Source organism: Streptomyces sp. HUAS MS02 (assembly GCF_055702265.1).
This window is the reverse complement of record NZ_CM146747.1, coordinates 3,419,014-3,434,457: the sequence shown is the minus strand read 5'-3', so window position 1 is coordinate 3,434,457 and position 15,444 is coordinate 3,419,014. Positions and strand designations below refer to the sequence as shown.

The window sequence follows — 15,444 nt, the reverse complement described above, 5'->3', positions numbered from 1 at the left end:
GCCCCCGGCCCGCTGCCGGGCCCGGTCGCTCACCAGTCGACCACCGGTGGGGTCGTCGTCGACGGCGGCTCCACCCAGGGGCGGGTCGTCAGCGCCCACACGAAGAACGCGACCACGGCGGCCGTCAGCACCAGCCACAGCAGACGGCGTGCCACCGTCCGGCGCCGCAGCATGCGCCCGCCGCGTCGCATCGCCGCCGTGCACAGGTCGGGCGGCACCTGGACCGGCCCGCGCTCCAGGATCAGCCGTACGGCCGTCTCACGCTCCCGCAGACTCATGACGGCGCCACCTCCACCACCTTCTGGGCGGCGACCTCGCGCGGGGGATGCAGCACGGTCGCCATCGCACGCAGACAGATCGTCCGCACCCGCTCGACGGGCAGCCCCAGGAGCGCCGCCGTCTGTTCCTCGGCGACCCCCTCGTAGAGCCGGAGCACCAGGATCAGCCGCTCCTGGGGACCGAGGACGCGCAGGACGCCCCCGCGCGCGTGGCGGAAGAGCGCGTGGTGGTGCCAGGCCGCGCGCGCGAAACGGAGGGCCAGCTGCTGACGGGTCCGGTCGTAGGGGTCCTCGCCGCGCAGCCGGTCCCAGGTGGCGTACGTGTGGGCGAGGGCGTGCGTCAGCAGCCGCCGCGCGCGCGGGTTGTCGTCCGGCGTCTCCGCCGTGAGCAGGGTGGCGGTCCGCAGCAGCCGCCCCGCCGCGCCCGCGACGAACGCCTCGAACTCCCGTGCCCGGCGGGCGCCTTGGGCCACATGCCGATCTCGCACCGCGCCTCCCGCCTGAGGCCGACCCTGAGGGAACGGGGCCCGGCCGCGCACGACGAGGGCCCGGTCTCATATGAGGCCAGGAGCGGGGGCGCGGTCAAGGGTCAGGAGGGCGACGGTGCCTCCGGCGCCGCCGCCATGCGGGTGGAGAGCGCCGTGTTGAATCGGGTGAGGAGGGAGCAGAACGCCTCGCGCTCCTCGGGGGCCCAGTCCTGAGTGAGTTCGGCCATCAGCTGACGCCTGGAGGAACGTACCTCCTCAAGGCGGGCGAGCCCGCGGGGCGACAGCTGGAGCACCACCGCCCGGCCGTCCTCCGGGTGCGAGGTGCGCTTGACGAGTCCGGTGTCCACGAGCGGCGCCACCTGACGGGTGACCGTCGAGGAGTCGATCCCCATGCTCGCCGCGAGCGCCTTGACACCCATCGGGCCTTCGTTGTCGAGGCGGTTGAGCAGCAGGTACGCGGCACGGTCCATGGAGTTGCGCACCTGCCCGACGCCGCCGAGCCGGGTCTGTTCGGCACGGCGCGCGAACACCGCGACCTCGTGCTGCAGCGTGTCGAGAAGACCGGTGTCACCGACGGTCGTCATGTCCATCGACATTTCAGGTGTTGTGGGCATGGCCAAAGGCTCAATTCATGCGTGGGGCGCTGGGTTGGGGGACAGAGTACGCGGACCGGGCGCGGGGTGTACCGGCGCCGCTGAAACCCGTCCCGCGCCTTGGTCACACCCGCGTTCCACCGCTGTGAACTGCGAGACTGGTGGTCATGAGCTACAGCACGGCTGACTCCTTTCCGGTGGTGACGCTCGACGACGTGCGCGGCGCCCAGAAGATGCTTACCGGCGTCGCACGTGTCACCGCGATGGAGGGCAGCAGGCATTTGTCGCAGCTCGTCGGCGCGCCGGTGCACCTCAAGTGCGAGAACCTCCAGCGGACGGGCTCGTTCAAACTGCGCGGCGCGTACGTCCGCATCGCGGGCCTGCTGCCCGAGGAGCGCGCCGCCGGTGTCGTCGCCGCGAGCGCCGGCAACCACGCCCAGGGGGTCGCCCTCGCCTCCTCCCTGCTCGGGGTGCGCTCCACGGTCTTCATGCCGAAGGGCGCCCCGCTGCCGAAGATCAGCGCGACCGAGGAGTACGGCGCCGAGGTGCGGCTGCACGGCACGGTGGTCGACGAGACGCTGGCCGCGGCCCAGGAATACGCCGCCGAGACCGGCGCCGTGTTCATCCACCCGTTCGACCACCACGACGTCATCGCCGGTCAGGGCACGGTCGGCCTGGAGATCCTTGAGCAGTGCCCGGAGGTGCGGACGATCGTCGTCGGGGTCGGCGGCGGAGGGCTCGTGGCCGGCGTCGCGGTCGCGGTGAAGGCGCTGCGGCCGGACGTGCGGGTCATCGGCGTCCAGGCGGAGGGCGCCGCCGCGTACCCGCCGTCGCTGGCCGCCGGGCGGCCCGTGGCGGTGCGGAACCCGGCGACGATGGCCGACGGCATCAAGGTCGGCCGACCCGGCGACGTGCCGTTCGGGATCGTCGCCGACCTGGTGGACGAGATCCGCACGGTCTCGGAGTACGACCTCTCCAGCGCCCTGCTGCTCTGCCTGGAGCGGGCCAAGCTGGTCGTCGAACCGGCCGGCGCCAGTCCCGTCGCGGCCCTGCTGCGCGACCCGGAGTCCTTCGAGGGCCCGGTCGTCGCGGTGCTCTCCGGCGGCAACGTCGACCCGCTGCTGTTGCAGCGCATCCTGCGCCACGGCATGGCCGCCGGCGGCCGCTACCTCCAGGTACGCCTCCGGCTCACCGACCGCCCCGGCGCCCTCGCGACGCTCCTCGGGGTGCTGTCGGCGGTCGACGCCAACGTCCTGGACGTGAGCCACGTACGCACCGACCCCCGGCTCGGGCTCACGGAGGTGGAGGTCGAACTGCACCTGGAGACCAGGGGCCCGAAGCACTGCGCGGAGGTCAACCTCGCCCTGCGGAAGGCGGGTTACATCGTCCTCGACTGATGCCGCACGACCGGGCCCCCGGCACCGAAGGGTGCCGGGGGCCCGGACCGAGCGAAGGACGTGCGGTCAGCTCTGGTAGGGCACGGCCTTGAGGATCTTCACCGAGGCGAGCTTGCCGTTCGGCAGCTCGTACTGGGCGTCCTCGCCGACCTTCTTGCCGATCACGCCCGAGCCGAGCGGGGACTGCGGCGAGTAGGTCTCGATGTCCGAGCTGGCGTACTCCCGGGAGGCGAGCAGGAAGGTCACGGTGTCGTCCTCGTCGCCGTCGAAGGCGATCGTCACGACCATGCCGGGAGCCACCGCGCCATCCGCCGACGCCGGCGCCTCGCCGACCTTCGCGTTCTCCAGGAGCTGGGTCAGCTGGCGCACACGGAGCTCCTGCTTGCCCTGCTCCTCCTTGGCCGCGTGGTACCCGCCGTTCTCGCGCAGGTCGCCCTCCTCGCGCGCGGCCGCGATCTTGGCGGCGATCTCCGTGCGCGCAGGACCAGACAGGTACTCCAGCTCGGCCCTGAGCTGGTTGTACGCCTCCTGGGTCAGCCAGGTGACGTTCTCGCTGGTCTGGGTCACAGGTGCTCCTCGTAGGTACTGGGAATACAAAGCATCGCCCTACCCAGAAGAATGTTCCTTCACGAGTGGGCGAAACCACGAGCCTAACAATTCAGTGGCGGAAGGGGGAGGACATAAACCACAAGCGTTACGTCGACGCAGGTCAGGGCCGAGGTGCGGAGAGCCGATGGCTCGTTCGCGGGCCCTGGCCGGGGGGTGCGACGGGCCGGGATCAGCCGGCGTGACACCCGAGCAGCTCGGCGGTGGTGCCGCGCGCCGTCGTCTTCAGGGTGACGACCTCGTCGATGTCCGTGGTGGCGGCGTCGAAGCGGAAGTCCGCGCGGCCCACCTCGGCGCCGTCCTCGGACTGGGAGCGCACGGTGCAGTAGCCCTCGACACCGGCGTCCTTGTCGCCCCTGAGGTGCACCTTCACCGAGGTCGCCGAGGTATCGAAGGTGTAGACCTCGACGCTGATCCTGTTGCCGGCGACGTAGTGGTAGGCGAACCAGCCGACGAGGACGAGGAGGGCCGCGCCCAGGACGCTGCCGACGACCATGAGCTTGCGGTCGGCGCGCTCGTCCGCGGAGCGGCCGTAGCGACCCTCGGGAAGCCGTGTGCCCGCCGTCGTCATGGTCGCCCTCTCTGATCCGGACCGGGAATATCCCACCCCCCGATGCCGTCACTATAGAAGCCCCCCGCCCAGCGCCTGACGGCCGCCCCACACGGGTGTCCGCGCGGGGCGGCAGTATGGACTCACCGGATCGCGCCGGGCCGAGTCACCGATCGTCCAGGCCGGGCGCCGACTTACGAGGGAATGAGTCTTGACTGACCAGCTGCGACTGATGGCCGTGCACGCGCACCCCGACGACGAGTCGAGCAAGGGTGCGGCCACCATGGCGAAGTATGTGTCCGAGGGGGTGGACGTGCTGGTCGTGACCTGCACGGGCGGGGAGCGCGGCTCCATCCTCAATCCGAAACTGCAGGGCGACAAGTACATCGAGGAGCACATTCACGAGGTACGCAAGAAGGAGATGGACGAGGCCCGCGAGATCCTCGGCGTCGGCCAGGAGTGGCTCGGCTTCGTCGACTCCGGCCTCCCGGAGGGCGACCCCCTCCCGCCCCTTCCCGACGGCTGCTTCGCGCTGGAGGACGTCGACAAGGCGGCCGGCGAGCTGGTCCGCAGGATCCGCGCGTTCCGTCCCCAGGTGATCACCACCTACGACGAGAACGGCGGGTACCCGCACCCCGACCACATCATGACCCACAAGATCTCGATGGTGGCGTTCGAGGGCGCGGCGGACACCGAGCGGTACCCGGAGGCCGAGTACGGCCCGGCGTACCAGCCGCAGAAGCTCTACTACAACCAGGGCTTCAACCGCCCGCGCACCGAGGCGCTGCACAACGCCATGCTGGAGCGCGGTCTGGAGTCCCCGTACGGCGACTGGCTCAAGCGCTGGGACGAGTCCGACCACAAGGACCGCACCCTCACCACGCACGTGCCGTGCGCCGAGTTCTTCGAGATCCGTGACAAGGCCCTCATCGCCCACGCCACGCAGATCGACCCCGACGGCGGCTGGTTCCGGGTCCCGATGGAGATCCAGAAGGAGGTCTGGCCGACCGAGGAGTACGAGCTCGCGAAGTCCCTCGTGGACACCTCGCTCCCGGAGGACGACCTCTTTGCGGGCATCCGCTAGCCCTGGGGGACAATGCCAGGCATGAGCGTAAGCCTGGCAGTCACACACCTCGTCCCCCTCGCCAAGGAGCTGGACGAGGACAAGGTCACCCCCGGCGTCCTCGGTTTCATCGTCTTCGCGGTGATGGCCCTGGCCGTCTGGGGCCTGATGAAGTCCATGAACAAGCACATGGGCAAGGTCGACTTCAAGGAGTCGGACCCGGACGCCTCCGTCGAGGAGACGGCGACGGACGCGGCCGGGAAGACGACTCCGGCGAAGGGCTGACCGCCGACGCGACGGCTCGACGGGCGGGATCGTGTGACACCGCGAGGTGCCACACGGTCACGCCCTGTCGTCGCCGGTCCACCGGGCCTTCGAGCCCCCCTCACCCGTGTCCCCCGCCCGACACCGGCACCCCCATCACCTCGCGCGCATGGCGGTTCGGCACCATGCCGAGGGTCCAGGCCCGCCAGCCGCTCTCCAGATTGACGCCCCGCTCCAGGAGGAGCTGGTAGGCCTCGATGTACTCGGTGAGTTTCTCGTCACGCAGGGGATGGTCGGTGCGGGAGAGATGGGCCAGGTCCTCCTGGGCGACGGCCGTGCCGATCTCCACGCCGCCCGGAGCCGCGTAGGGCAGCAGGGTGCACTTGAGGAAGCGGGCCCAGTCCTCGCCCCGGCGGTCGCCGTAGGACGTGAAGAGACGGGTGGCCTCCTCGCAGAGGGCCAGTGCCTGGGGGGTACGGGTGTTGCCCGCGTCCACGACCGCCAGTTCCAGGCAGGTCCAGGCCTCCCCGTGGGCGACGCCGATGCGCTGGAAGTCGGCGCGCGCGTCGACCAGGAGCTGACGGGCGAAGCCGGAGTTGCGCAGCGAGCCGGTCTGCACGGCCCGCTGGTCGCGGGTGACGCGGGCGGAGTGGTGACGGGCACAGGCCAGGCCGTACACGTCCCGCATCCGGGAGAACATCGTGCGAGAACGCTCCAGCTCACGGACCGCCTGGTCGAGATTGCCGGTCTCCTCCAGGGCCTGCCCCAGGTAGTAGCCGGACCAGGCCTCGCCGCGCGCGTCCTCGTTGTCGCGGTGGCGCGAGACGGCCTGGCGCAGACCGTCGACGGCGGCGGAGGGGTCCCCGGCCACGAGACGGGCGCGGGCCAGCTGCGTCATCGACCAGGCCTCGCCCCGGGGGTCGCGGGTACGGCCGAACAGATCGAGCGCCGTGCGCAGTTCGGTCTCCGCGCGCGCCACCTCACCCATCCGCAACAGCAGTTGGCCCAGCTGGTAGTAGGCCCAGCCCTCGCCGTGCAGGGACTCCTGCTGACGGTGCAGGACCAGCGCGCGGGTCAACAGGTCCAGCGAGTCGGCCAGATGGGAGCGGTCGCGTTCCACCGCCGCGAGGGCGTGCATCGTCCACGCGCGGTCCGCCGCCAGCTCGGGGACCGACTGCATCTGCAGGGCCTCCAGCAGCTTCTCCGCCGCCTCCGTCAGATTGCCCTGGTGGTGCAGAGTGATACCCAGGGAACACAGGGCACGCGCGGCGCCCGCGTCGTGGTTGGTCTCCATGTACAGGTTGACCACCGACGCCAGCGTCGTCCGTGACTTGTCCAGCTCACCCAGCTGACGGGCCGCGATACCCGTACGCCACTGCACGGAGCGGGTCAGCAGACCCTGCCCCACCGACTGGGCCAGCTCGTTGAGCTCGCCGAGGCGGTAGAGGTCGCCGCGCAGCAGGCAGTAGTCGCACAGGGCGCCCAGCAGACTGAGCACGGCCGCCTCGTTCACGCCCTCCGCGTGCCGGAGCGTGGAGGTGATGAAGCTGGTCTCGTCGTCCAGCCAGCGCAGCGCCTCCTCCAGCGACACGAAGCCGTGCTGGCCGAAGCGGTCCGAACGGGTCGACATGTTGCCGTCGACCAGGCGCAGGACGGAGTCGGCCAGATCCGCGTAGGTGACGATGAGGCGCTCCTGCGCCGCCGTGCGCTCACTCGGCTCCTCCTCGTCGAGCAGGCGGGCGTGGGCGAAGGCACGGACCAGGTCGTGCAGGCGGTAGCGGTTGCCGTGGACGTGGTCGATCAGGCCCGCGCGGGCGAGCGCCGTGAGGTGACGGGTCGCCTCCGTCTCGTCGGTGGCGAGCAGCGAGGCGGCCGCCGCCGCGCCCAGCGACGCCCGTCCCGCCAGCGCCAGGCGACGCAGCAGCTTGCGGGACAGCTCCGACTGGTCGGTGTAGCGGAGCCAGAGGGCCCGCTCGATCGGCTCGACCGGCCCGTACGCGCCCAGGTCCGTGGCCAGTTGGCCGGGCGTGCGCGGGCCGAGGGACGAGCCGGCGATGCGCAGGGCGAGCGGCAGCCCGCCGCACAGATGCCGGATCCGGGCGACGGACCCCGTGTCGTACAAGCCGGAGCGCGCCCCCGACGACGGCCCCGCGCCGGCGCCCGCGACGGCTCCCGCCGACAGCACCGCGCCGTCCTGGGCCGCCGTGCTCAGCAGTTCGTGCGTGCCGTCGGCGTCGAGCGCCTCGACGGGGAGCTGGTGGACCCAGGCGGGCAGGTCGGCGGGCAGGGCGAGCGGGGAGCGGGCGGTGACCAGCACGAGGCTGTCGGAGCGCTCGGGGACGAGGGCGCGGACCTGCTCGGGGTCGGAGGCGTCGTCGAGGACGATCGTCACCGGCACGGTGGTCAGCTGCTGGTGGTACAGCTCGCTGAGCCGTTTGACCTGCTGGTCCTGGGAGGTCCGCTCACGGAAGAGCAGCTGGTCGCGGGGCGCGCCGAGACGATTCAGCAGATGCATCAGCGCGTCCCGGGTCGACAGCGGCGGCTCCTGGGGGCTGTCGGCGCGCAGATCGACCACACAGGCGCCCCGGAAGTAGTCCCGCAGCTCATGGGTGGCGCGGACGGCGAGGGCGGTGCGGCCGGAGCCGGACGCGCCGTGCAGCACGACGACGGTCGGCCGGGTCTCGGTCTCCGCGCGGGCCGCCTGCACCCACTGGCGGATCTTCCCCATCTCCGCCCGGCGGCCCGCGAACCGGACGTCGGCCTCGGGGAGTTGGGCGAACGACTGCTCCAGCACGTTGCGCCGCCGGGCCGCCGCGCTCTTGTCGGCGCCGCGCAGCCGGGGCGCCGTCTTCTTCGCCGTCGCCGTCGACGCGGCGAGGACGCGCTGCTGGTCCAGGAACGGGCGTATCCCGCGCACCTCCAGCGCCGTCAGCCACTGCAGCCGCAGCTGCTCCGGGCCGCCAGGCTGGCTCAGGGTGCCCGCGTGGTGGTGGGCGGCGGGGAGGTGCGAGGCGGTGACCTTCAGGACCGTGGCCACGGCGCTCGCGATGCCGACGATCACGCCGGTGCTCACGGCGGTGCCGGGGGCGACGCCGAAGGAGAGGTCGGCGACGACCGCCGTGCCGGCGGCGACGGCCGCGACCAGCAGGGGAGTGCCGGAACCCTCCTTCGCGTAGCGCTGGCGGAAGGTGGGGCGGCCGGCCTCGGACTCGTCCAGGGCGCGGGTGTAGGTCTCGTACTCCTCGGCCGCGTTCTGCGCCATCGAGTCCAGGGAGGCGCGGGCACGGCCGAGCAGGACCACTCCGTCGGTACGGCCGCCCGATCTGCGGACCTCCTCCTCGACCGCCCGGACCAACAGCCGTTCGGCCTCCCCCCGGTGGCTGTCCCGCATCACGCTTCCCCCTTCGCCGAAACGGTTGCCTCCGGCCAGTGTGCGGGGATCGGTGCGTGTAGGCGAGAGGGCGTGATCGTGGGTGGGGGTGCGTGAGCGGGGTTTCGCCGTGGGGGTCGGGTTGTCGGCCGGGTGCGGGTGTGTGGGGGGTTGCTCGCGCAGTTCCCCGCGCCCCTTTCAGGGGCGCGGGTCCGTGCTGAACTGCGATTCACGGGTACTGGGGAATGATGGTGCCCATGGCGAATCGACTGGCCCACGAGACCTCTCCCTACCTCCTCCAGCACGCCGACAACCCGGTCGACTGGTGGCCGTGGTCGGCCGAGGCGTTCGAGGAGGCGCGCGGGCGGGGTGTGCCGGTGCTGCTCAGCGTCGGGTACTCGAGCTGCCACTGGTGCCATGTGATGGCGCACGAGTCCTTCGAGGACCGGGAGACCGCCGAGTACCTGAACGCGCACTTCGTCAACATCAAGGTCGACCGTGAGGAGCGGCCGGACGTCGACGCCGTCTACATGGAGGCCGTACAGGCGGCGACCGGGCAGGGCGGCTGGCCCATGACCGTGTTCCTGACGCCGGAGGAGGAGCCCTTCTACTTCGGCACCTACTTCCCGCCCGCTCCCCGCCACGGCATGCCCTCCTTCCGGCAGGTCCTGGAGGGGGTGCGGGCCGCCTGGGCCGACCGGCGGGACGAGGTCACCGAGGTCGCCGCGAAGATCGTGCGGGACCTGGCCGGCCGGGAGCTGAAGTTCGCGGCGGTCGACGTGCCCGGGGAGGACGAGCTCGCCCAGGCGCTGCTGGGGCTCACCCGGGAGTACGACGCGGCGCGGGGCGGCTTCGGCCGGGCGCCCAAGTTCCCGCCCTCGATGGTGATCGAGTTCCTGCTGCGGCACGCCGCGCGCACCGGCTCCGAGGGCGCGCTGCAGATGGCGCGGGACACCTGCGAGCGCATGGCCCGCGGCGGCATCTACGACCAGCTCGGCGGCGGCTTCGCCCGGTACTCCGTCGACCGTGAGTGGGTTGTGCCGCACTTCGAGAAGATGCTGTACGACAACGCCCTGCTGTGCCGGGTGTACGCCCACCTCTGGCGGGCCACCGGTTCCGAGCTGGCCCGGCGCGTCGCCCTGGAGACGGCCGACTTCATGGTCCGCGAACTGCGCACGAACGAGGGCGGGTTCGCCTCGGCGCTGGACGCCGACAGCGACGACGGGACCGGTTCCGGCAGGCATGTCGAGGGGGCGTACTACGTCTGGACGCCCGAGCAGCTGACCGAGGTGCTCGGCGAGGAGGACGCGGCCCTCGCCGCGCACTACTTCGGGGTCACGGAGGAGGGGACGTTCGAGGAGGGGGCGTCCGTTCTTCAGCTACCGCAGCGCGAGGGCGTGTTCGATGCCGAGCGGATCGAGTCGGTCAGGGATCGGTTGAATGCGGCGCGGGCGCGCCGTCCCGCCCCCGGCCGCGACGACAAGGTGGTGGCCGCCTGGAACGGCCTCGCCGTCGCCGCGCTCGCCGAGACCGGCGCCTACTTCGACCGCCCCGACCTGGTGGACGCCGCCATCGCCGCCGCCGACCTCCTCGTACGCCTGCATCTGGACGAGCGGGCGCGGCTCGCGCGGACCAGCAAGGACGGGCAGGTCGGGGCGAACGCGGGGGTGCTGGAGGACTACGCGGACGTCGCCGAGGGGTTCCTGGCGCTGGCGTCGGTCACGGGGGAGGGGGTGTGGCTGGAGTTCGCCGGGTTCCTGCTCGACCATGTGCTCGTCCGGTTCGTCGACGAGGAGTCCGGAGCGCTCTTCGACACGGCCGCCGACGCGGAGAAGCTGATCCGGCGGCCGCAGGATCCGACCGACAACGCCACGCCGTCGGGGTGGAGCGCGGCGGCGGGTGCGCTGCTGAGCTATGCCGCGCACACCGGTTCCGAGCCTCATCGGACTGCCGCCGAACGGGCGTTGGGTGTGGTGAAGGCCCTGGGGCCGCGGGCGCCGCGGTTCATCGGGTGGGGGCTGGCCACGGCGGAGGCTCTGCTCGACGGGCCGCGTGAGGTGGCGGTCGTGGGACCGGAGGGGCATCCGGGGACCAAGGAGCTGCACCGGGCGGCGTTGCTGGGGACCGCGCCGGGCGCGGTGGTGGCCGTGGGGACCACGGACAGTGACGAGCTGCCGTTGCTGGCGGGCCGTCCTTACGTCGGCGGTGAACCGACTGCGTACGTCTGCCGTAACTTCACATGTGACGCTCCCACGACAGATGTCGACAGGTTGCGCACGGCCCTCGGATCGCCCGCGGCGGGCGCGACCGGCTGAAACTCGCCGGTCCGGGACCCGGACAAGATCGAACAACTGCCTGGAAACGTGCTGGTGTTCGGACACATCCGATTAGATGTTCCACCGAACGGAAACACGGTTTTTATCGGAAGGGTCCCCAGGCTTCACAGTTTCCCCCTAGGCTCGGCACAGTTCCGCGGCAGGAGTAACTCACTGTCGCGTAGGGGGTATTGGGGATCTGGGGGGATCTTTCTTGTTGACGTCCGTCTTTATCGCCGTCGTCTCGCTTGTCCTGTTCTGGATGGCGGCCTTCACCCTGTGGTGGCAGATGCACGCGTGGCGAACGCCCGAAGTGCTCGCCTCCACCCGTTTCAGCAGACCCGACGGCGACGAGCATGTGTCGTTCTCACTGCTGCTGCCGGCACGCCATGAACAGGCCGTGCTGGACCACACCATCCAACGACTGCTCGAATCCAGCCACGACGACTTCGAGATCATCGTGATCGTCGGGCACGACGACCCGGAGACCACCGCGGTGGCCCGGGCCGCGGAGGGGCGCGACCCGCGCGTCCGCGTGGTGGTCGACCACCACGAGAAGAAGAACAAGCCGAAGGCCATGAACACGGCGTTGCCGCACTGCCGCGGCGATGTCGTCGGGGTCTTCGACGCCGAGGACCAGGTTCATCCGGAGCTGCTGTCCCACGTCGACCACGCCTTCCGCACCACCGGCGCGGACGTCGTGCAGGGCGGCGTGCAGCTCATCAACTACAACTCCAGCTGGTACAGCCTGCGCAACTGCCTGGAGTACTTCTTCTGGTTCCGGTCCCGCCTCCATCTGCACGCGCAGAAAGGGTTCATCCCGCTCGGCGGCAACACCGTCTTCGTCCGCACCGACGTGCTGCGCGCCGCCGACGGCTGGGACCCCAACTGCCTCGCCGAGGACTGCGACCTCGGCGTCCGGCTCTCCAGCGTGGGCAAGAAGGTCGTCGTCGCCTACGACTCCGACATGGTGACCCGGGAGGAGACCCCCGGCAGCCTGATGTCCCTGATGAAGCAGCGCACCCGCTGGAACCAGGGCTTCCTCCAGGTCTACCGGAAGCGGGACTGGCGTCAACTGCCCTCCTTCCGGCAGCGCTTGCTCGCCCGCTACACCCTGATGACGCCCTATCTCCAGGCCGTCTCCGGGGTGATCATCCCCCTCAACGTGGGCATCGCGCTCTTCCTCGACGTCCCCGTGGGCGTCGCCTTCATCACCTTCCTGCCGGCCGTGACCGCCCTGGTCACCTTCGTGTTCGAGGTCGTCGGACTGCACGACTTCGGCAAGCAGTACGGACTGCGCGTCCGGTTCGTCCACTACGTCAAGCTCATCGTGGGCGGCCCCTTCTACCAGCTGCTCCTCGCCTTCGCCGCCGTACGCGCGGTGTGGCGCGAGCAACGCGGCCGCAACGACTGGGAACTGACCAGTCACGTCGGCGCACATCTCGCGAACGTGACCCGAGAGGACGTTCCTGCGTGACCTCCACACTTCCCGCGGCGGCCAAGACGAAAGTCAAGGTCCCCGCGCAGCGGACAGCTGTGCCCACAGCCGGTTCGACAGGTCGAACAAACGATTCCTCTTCTGTATCGCCCACGCCCGGGACCCCGCCGAAGCGCCTGCGGAACTCGCCCCCCGACCTGATCCTCTGCGGTCTCCTCCTCGTCGCGATCATGATCGTGCAGGGCTGGAACATCGCCGACTACCCGACCCTCAGCGACGACGAGGGCACCTACCTCGCCCAGGCCTGGGCCGTCCAGGAGGGCAGGGGCCTCGCCCACTACACCTACTGGTACGACCACCCGCCCCTCGGCTGGATCCAGCTCGCCGTCCTGACCTGGATCCCCGCCCAGCTCGCCCCCGAGTCGATGACCGTCGGCTCGATGCGCGTGGTCATGCTGCTGATCAGCGCGGTCAGCGCCGTCCTCGTCTACGTCCTCGGCCGCCGCCTCTCGCTGCCCCGCTGGGCCGCCGGCCTCGGCATGGCCCTCTTCGGGCTCTCCCCGCTGTCGGTCGTGCTCCAGCGGGAGATCTTCCTCGACAACATCGCGGTCATGTGGACGCTGCTGGCGTTCTGCCTCGCCGCCTCGCCCAGCCGTCACCTCTGGCACCACTTCGGCGCCGGCATCGCCGCGGCCGCGGCCGTGCTCACCAAGGAGACGATGCTCCTCGTCCTGCCGGCCGTGCTGCTCACCATGTGGCGGCACAGCCACCGGGACACCCGGAAGTTCGCCATCACCGGCGCCATCACCGCCTGCACCCTGATCGGCATCTCGTACCCGCTGTTCGCCCTGCTCAAGGGCGAGATGCTGCCCGGCGACGGCCATGTGTCCCTCTGGGACGGCATCGTCTACCAGATGAGCCGCCCCGGCTCCGGCTTCATCCTCACCGAGGGCACGGGCTCGTACGGCGTCCTGCAGTCGTGGCTGTACTACGACCGGGTGCTGCCGATCGGCGGACTCGCGGGCGCCCTGCTCCTGCTGGTCACCTGGCGCTGGTCGGTGACCGCGCGGGCCCTCGCCGGCCCCGCGCTCGCCGTCGCGATCCTCGCCGGCATGGCGCTGCGCCCCGGCTACCTCCCCGCCATGTACGTCCTCCAGGCGCTGCCCTTCCTCGCGCTCGTCCTCGCGGGCGGCACCGCGAGCGTCACGCACGGCATCCTGCGCCGTTGGCGCAGTGCGACGGAGAGGAGGCCCGTGACCTGGGCGCGGCACGTCCTCGCGCTCGCCCTGGCCGCAGCCGCGGCCGCGTACGTCGTCCCGCGCTGGTACGACGGCAACCACACCGCGATGACCTTCGACGCCAACGCGCCCTACCGGCAGGCCGCCGAGTGGCTCGGCACGGAGGTCGAGGACCCCGCGGACACCCGGGTCCTCGTCGACGACGCGCTCTGGCTCGACCTCGTCCACGAGGGCTACGAGCCGGGCCTCGGCGTCATCTGGTTCTACAAGGCCGACCTCGACCCGGCGGTGACGAAGACGATGCCACGCGGCTGGCGCGACCTGGACTACGTGGTCGCGTCCCCGACGGTACGGCGCGACGCGGTCGACCTGCCCAACGTCAAGGGCGCGATGGAGAACTCGACCCCGGTGGCCACCTTCGGCACCGGCGAGGACCGGATCGAGATCCGCAGGATCGAGGGAGCGGGCGACGACGGCCGGAACCGCGAGACCGACGCCCTTGGAGGCGACCGATGAGCAGCGGAAGTTATGAGTCCACCGCCCCCGGAGAGCTGAACGACCCGGCCGTGCGCGGTGCGGAGGTGCCCGAGCCGGGTGCCGTCACCATCGTCGTACCGACCTTCAACGAGTCCGCCAACGTACGTGAGTTGCTGCACCGGATCACCGAGACGGTGCCCTCGCGGCTGCCCTGCGAGGTCGTCTTCGTGGACGACTCCACCGACGACACCCCGGAGGTCATCGACGCCGCCGCGCAGGACTGCCCGTTCCCGGTGACCGTGCTGCACCGCGACGAACCGGTCGGCGGACTCGGCGGCGCGGTGGTCGAGGGGATGAGGGCGGCCGGCTCCGACTGGATCGTCGTCATGGACGGCGACCTGCAGCACCCGCCCTCGCTGGTACCGGAGTTGGTGGCCACCGGGGAACGCTCGGGCGCCGGTCTGGTGGTCGCCTCCCGCTACATCAAGGGTGGCAGCCGGGCCGGACTCGCGGGCAGCTACCGCGTGGCCGTCTCGCGCGGCGCGACCTGGCTCACCAAGGCCCTCTTCCCGCGCCGACTGCACGGCATCAGCGACCCGATGAGCGGCTTCTTCGCCATCCGCCGCAGCGCCGTCACCGCCGACATCCTCCAGCCGCTCGGCTACAAGATCCTCCTCGAACTCGCCGTGCGCAGCCGCCCCCGGCGGGTCACGGAGGTGCCGTTCGTCTTCCAGGACCGCTACGCCGGCGAGTCCAAGTCGACCGCGCGGGAGGGGTTCAGGTTCCTGCGCCACCTCGTCGGACTGCGCACCGCGTCGCCGCTGGCCCGCATGACGGTCTTCGGGCTGATCGGTGTCACCGGCTTCCTGCCGAACCTCGCGGGCCTGTACGCCCTCACCTCGGCCGGGATGCACTACGTCCCCGCCGAGATCCTCGCCAACCAGCTCGGGGTGCTCTGGAACTTCTTCCTCATCGAGCACCTCTGCTTCCGCGAGCGGCGCCAGTACCGCAAGGGGTGGGACCGCGTAGGCCGGTTCGCGTTGCTCGCCAACGCCGACCTGGTGCTGCGGATCCCGCTGATCGCCCTGTTCGTGAGCGAGTTCGGGATGGGCGCGCTGCCCGCGACCGCGCTCGCCCTGGTGACGACGTTCGTCCTGCGTTTCGTGGGGACCGAGGCGCTCGTCTATCTGCCCCGCAAGAAGTCCCGCCGCGGGGAGCGCGGCGGGCGGAAGCGGGCCGAGAAGCAGGCTGAACGGTCCGGTCGGTCCGATGCGACCGATGTGACCGATCGGACCGGGGAGCCTGTGGAGCCCGAGCAGTCGGCAAGGAGAGCCGCGTGAAGAACCACCTGAGGAACCGCTTGACCG

At 71.1% G+C, this 15,444-nt stretch carries 13 protein-coding genes; 7 read left to right on the top strand and 6 right to left on the bottom strand.

The genetic code is table 11. The features are described 5' to 3' along the window. Positions 1-29: 29 nt before the first annotated feature. From ACZ9QC_RS14565 to ACZ9QC_RS14555, 3 genes are all read right to left on the bottom strand, one after another. Positions 30-278, bottom strand: a complete 249-nt coding sequence (locus ACZ9QC_RS14565; RefSeq protein ID WP_472920530.1) for a hypothetical protein — start codon at positions 276-278, stop codon at positions 30-32. Continuing rightward, a complete protein-coding gene (locus ACZ9QC_RS14560) occupies positions 275-766 on the bottom strand; it encodes a sigma factor-like helix-turn-helix DNA-binding protein (protein WP_472920529.1) in 492 nt (163 codons plus the stop codon). Before ACZ9QC_RS14560 ends, ACZ9QC_RS14565 begins: the two co-directional genes overlap by 4 nt. Positions 767-867: 101 nt before the next feature. Next, on the bottom strand, positions 868-1,362 hold the full coding sequence (locus ACZ9QC_RS14555) for a MarR family winged helix-turn-helix transcriptional regulator (protein WP_184906451.1): 495 nt from the start codon (positions 1,360-1,362) through the stop codon (positions 868-870). 164 nt (positions 1,363-1,526) lie between these two features. Between ACZ9QC_RS14555 and ilvA the strand changes: the two genes are divergently transcribed. Then, positions 1,527-2,756, top strand: a complete 1,230-nt coding sequence (ilvA, locus tag ACZ9QC_RS14550) for a threonine ammonia-lyase (RefSeq protein ID WP_472920528.1) — start codon at positions 1,527-1,529, stop codon at positions 2,754-2,756. Positions 2,757-2,822: 66 nt separating this feature from the next. Here ilvA and greA read toward each other — a convergent pair whose 3' ends face one another. Together greA and ACZ9QC_RS14540 are read right to left on the bottom strand one after the other, a co-directional pair. Then, a complete protein-coding gene (gene greA, locus ACZ9QC_RS14545; RefSeq protein ID WP_230219785.1) occupies positions 2,823-3,323 on the bottom strand; it encodes a transcription elongation factor GreA in 501 nt (166 codons plus the stop codon). A gap of 211 nt (positions 3,324-3,534) precedes the next feature. Then, entirely contained in the window at positions 3,535-3,933 is a 399-nt protein-coding gene (locus ACZ9QC_RS14540) for a DUF4307 domain-containing protein (RefSeq protein ID WP_472920527.1), read from the bottom strand. 211 nt (positions 3,934-4,144) lie between these two features. On the opposite strand from ACZ9QC_RS14540, the gene mca reads away from it, so the two are divergent. Next, positions 4,145-4,996 (top strand): mycothiol conjugate amidase Mca, encoded by an 852-nt coding sequence (mca, locus tag ACZ9QC_RS14535; protein WP_472921689.1) that lies wholly within the window; start codon positions 4,145-4,147, stop codon positions 4,994-4,996. A gap of 21 nt (positions 4,997-5,017) precedes the next feature. Then, complete coding sequence (locus tag ACZ9QC_RS14530) at positions 5,018-5,260, top strand: hypothetical protein (protein ID WP_472920526.1); 243 nt, start codon at positions 5,018-5,020, stop codon at positions 5,258-5,260. A gap of 100 nt (positions 5,261-5,360) precedes the next feature. On the opposite strand, the gene ACZ9QC_RS14525 is transcribed toward ACZ9QC_RS14530, so the two are convergent. Then, positions 5,361-8,630 (bottom strand): tetratricopeptide repeat protein, encoded by a 3,270-nt coding sequence (locus ACZ9QC_RS14525; RefSeq protein ID WP_472920525.1) that lies wholly within the window; start codon positions 8,628-8,630, stop codon positions 5,361-5,363. 236 nt (positions 8,631-8,866) lie between these two features. Here ACZ9QC_RS14525 and ACZ9QC_RS14520 point away from each other — a divergent pair, with 236 nt between their 5' ends. From ACZ9QC_RS14520 to ACZ9QC_RS14505, 4 genes are all read left to right on the top strand, one after another. Next, a complete protein-coding gene (locus ACZ9QC_RS14520) occupies positions 8,867-10,924 on the top strand; it encodes a thioredoxin domain-containing protein (RefSeq protein ID WP_472920524.1) in 2,058 nt (685 codons plus the stop codon). Positions 10,925-11,138: 214 nt separating this feature from the next. After that, positions 11,139-12,401: a glycosyltransferase gene (locus ACZ9QC_RS14515; protein ID WP_472920523.1), complete on the top strand. Its 1,263-nt coding sequence runs from the start codon at positions 11,139-11,141 to the stop codon at positions 12,399-12,401. Continuing rightward, positions 12,398-14,116: an ArnT family glycosyltransferase gene (locus tag ACZ9QC_RS14510; protein ID WP_472920522.1), complete on the top strand. Its 1,719-nt coding sequence runs from the start codon at positions 12,398-12,400 to the stop codon at positions 14,114-14,116. Before ACZ9QC_RS14515 ends, ACZ9QC_RS14510 begins: the two co-directional genes overlap by 4 nt. After that, the gene (locus ACZ9QC_RS14505; RefSeq protein ID WP_472920521.1) at positions 14,113-15,417 is read left to right on the top strand and encodes a glycosyltransferase; all 1,305 of its coding nucleotides are present in this window, start codon (positions 14,113-14,115) and stop codon (positions 15,415-15,417) included. Before ACZ9QC_RS14510 ends, ACZ9QC_RS14505 begins: the two co-directional genes overlap by 4 nt. Positions 15,418-15,444 lie beyond the last annotated feature (27 nt).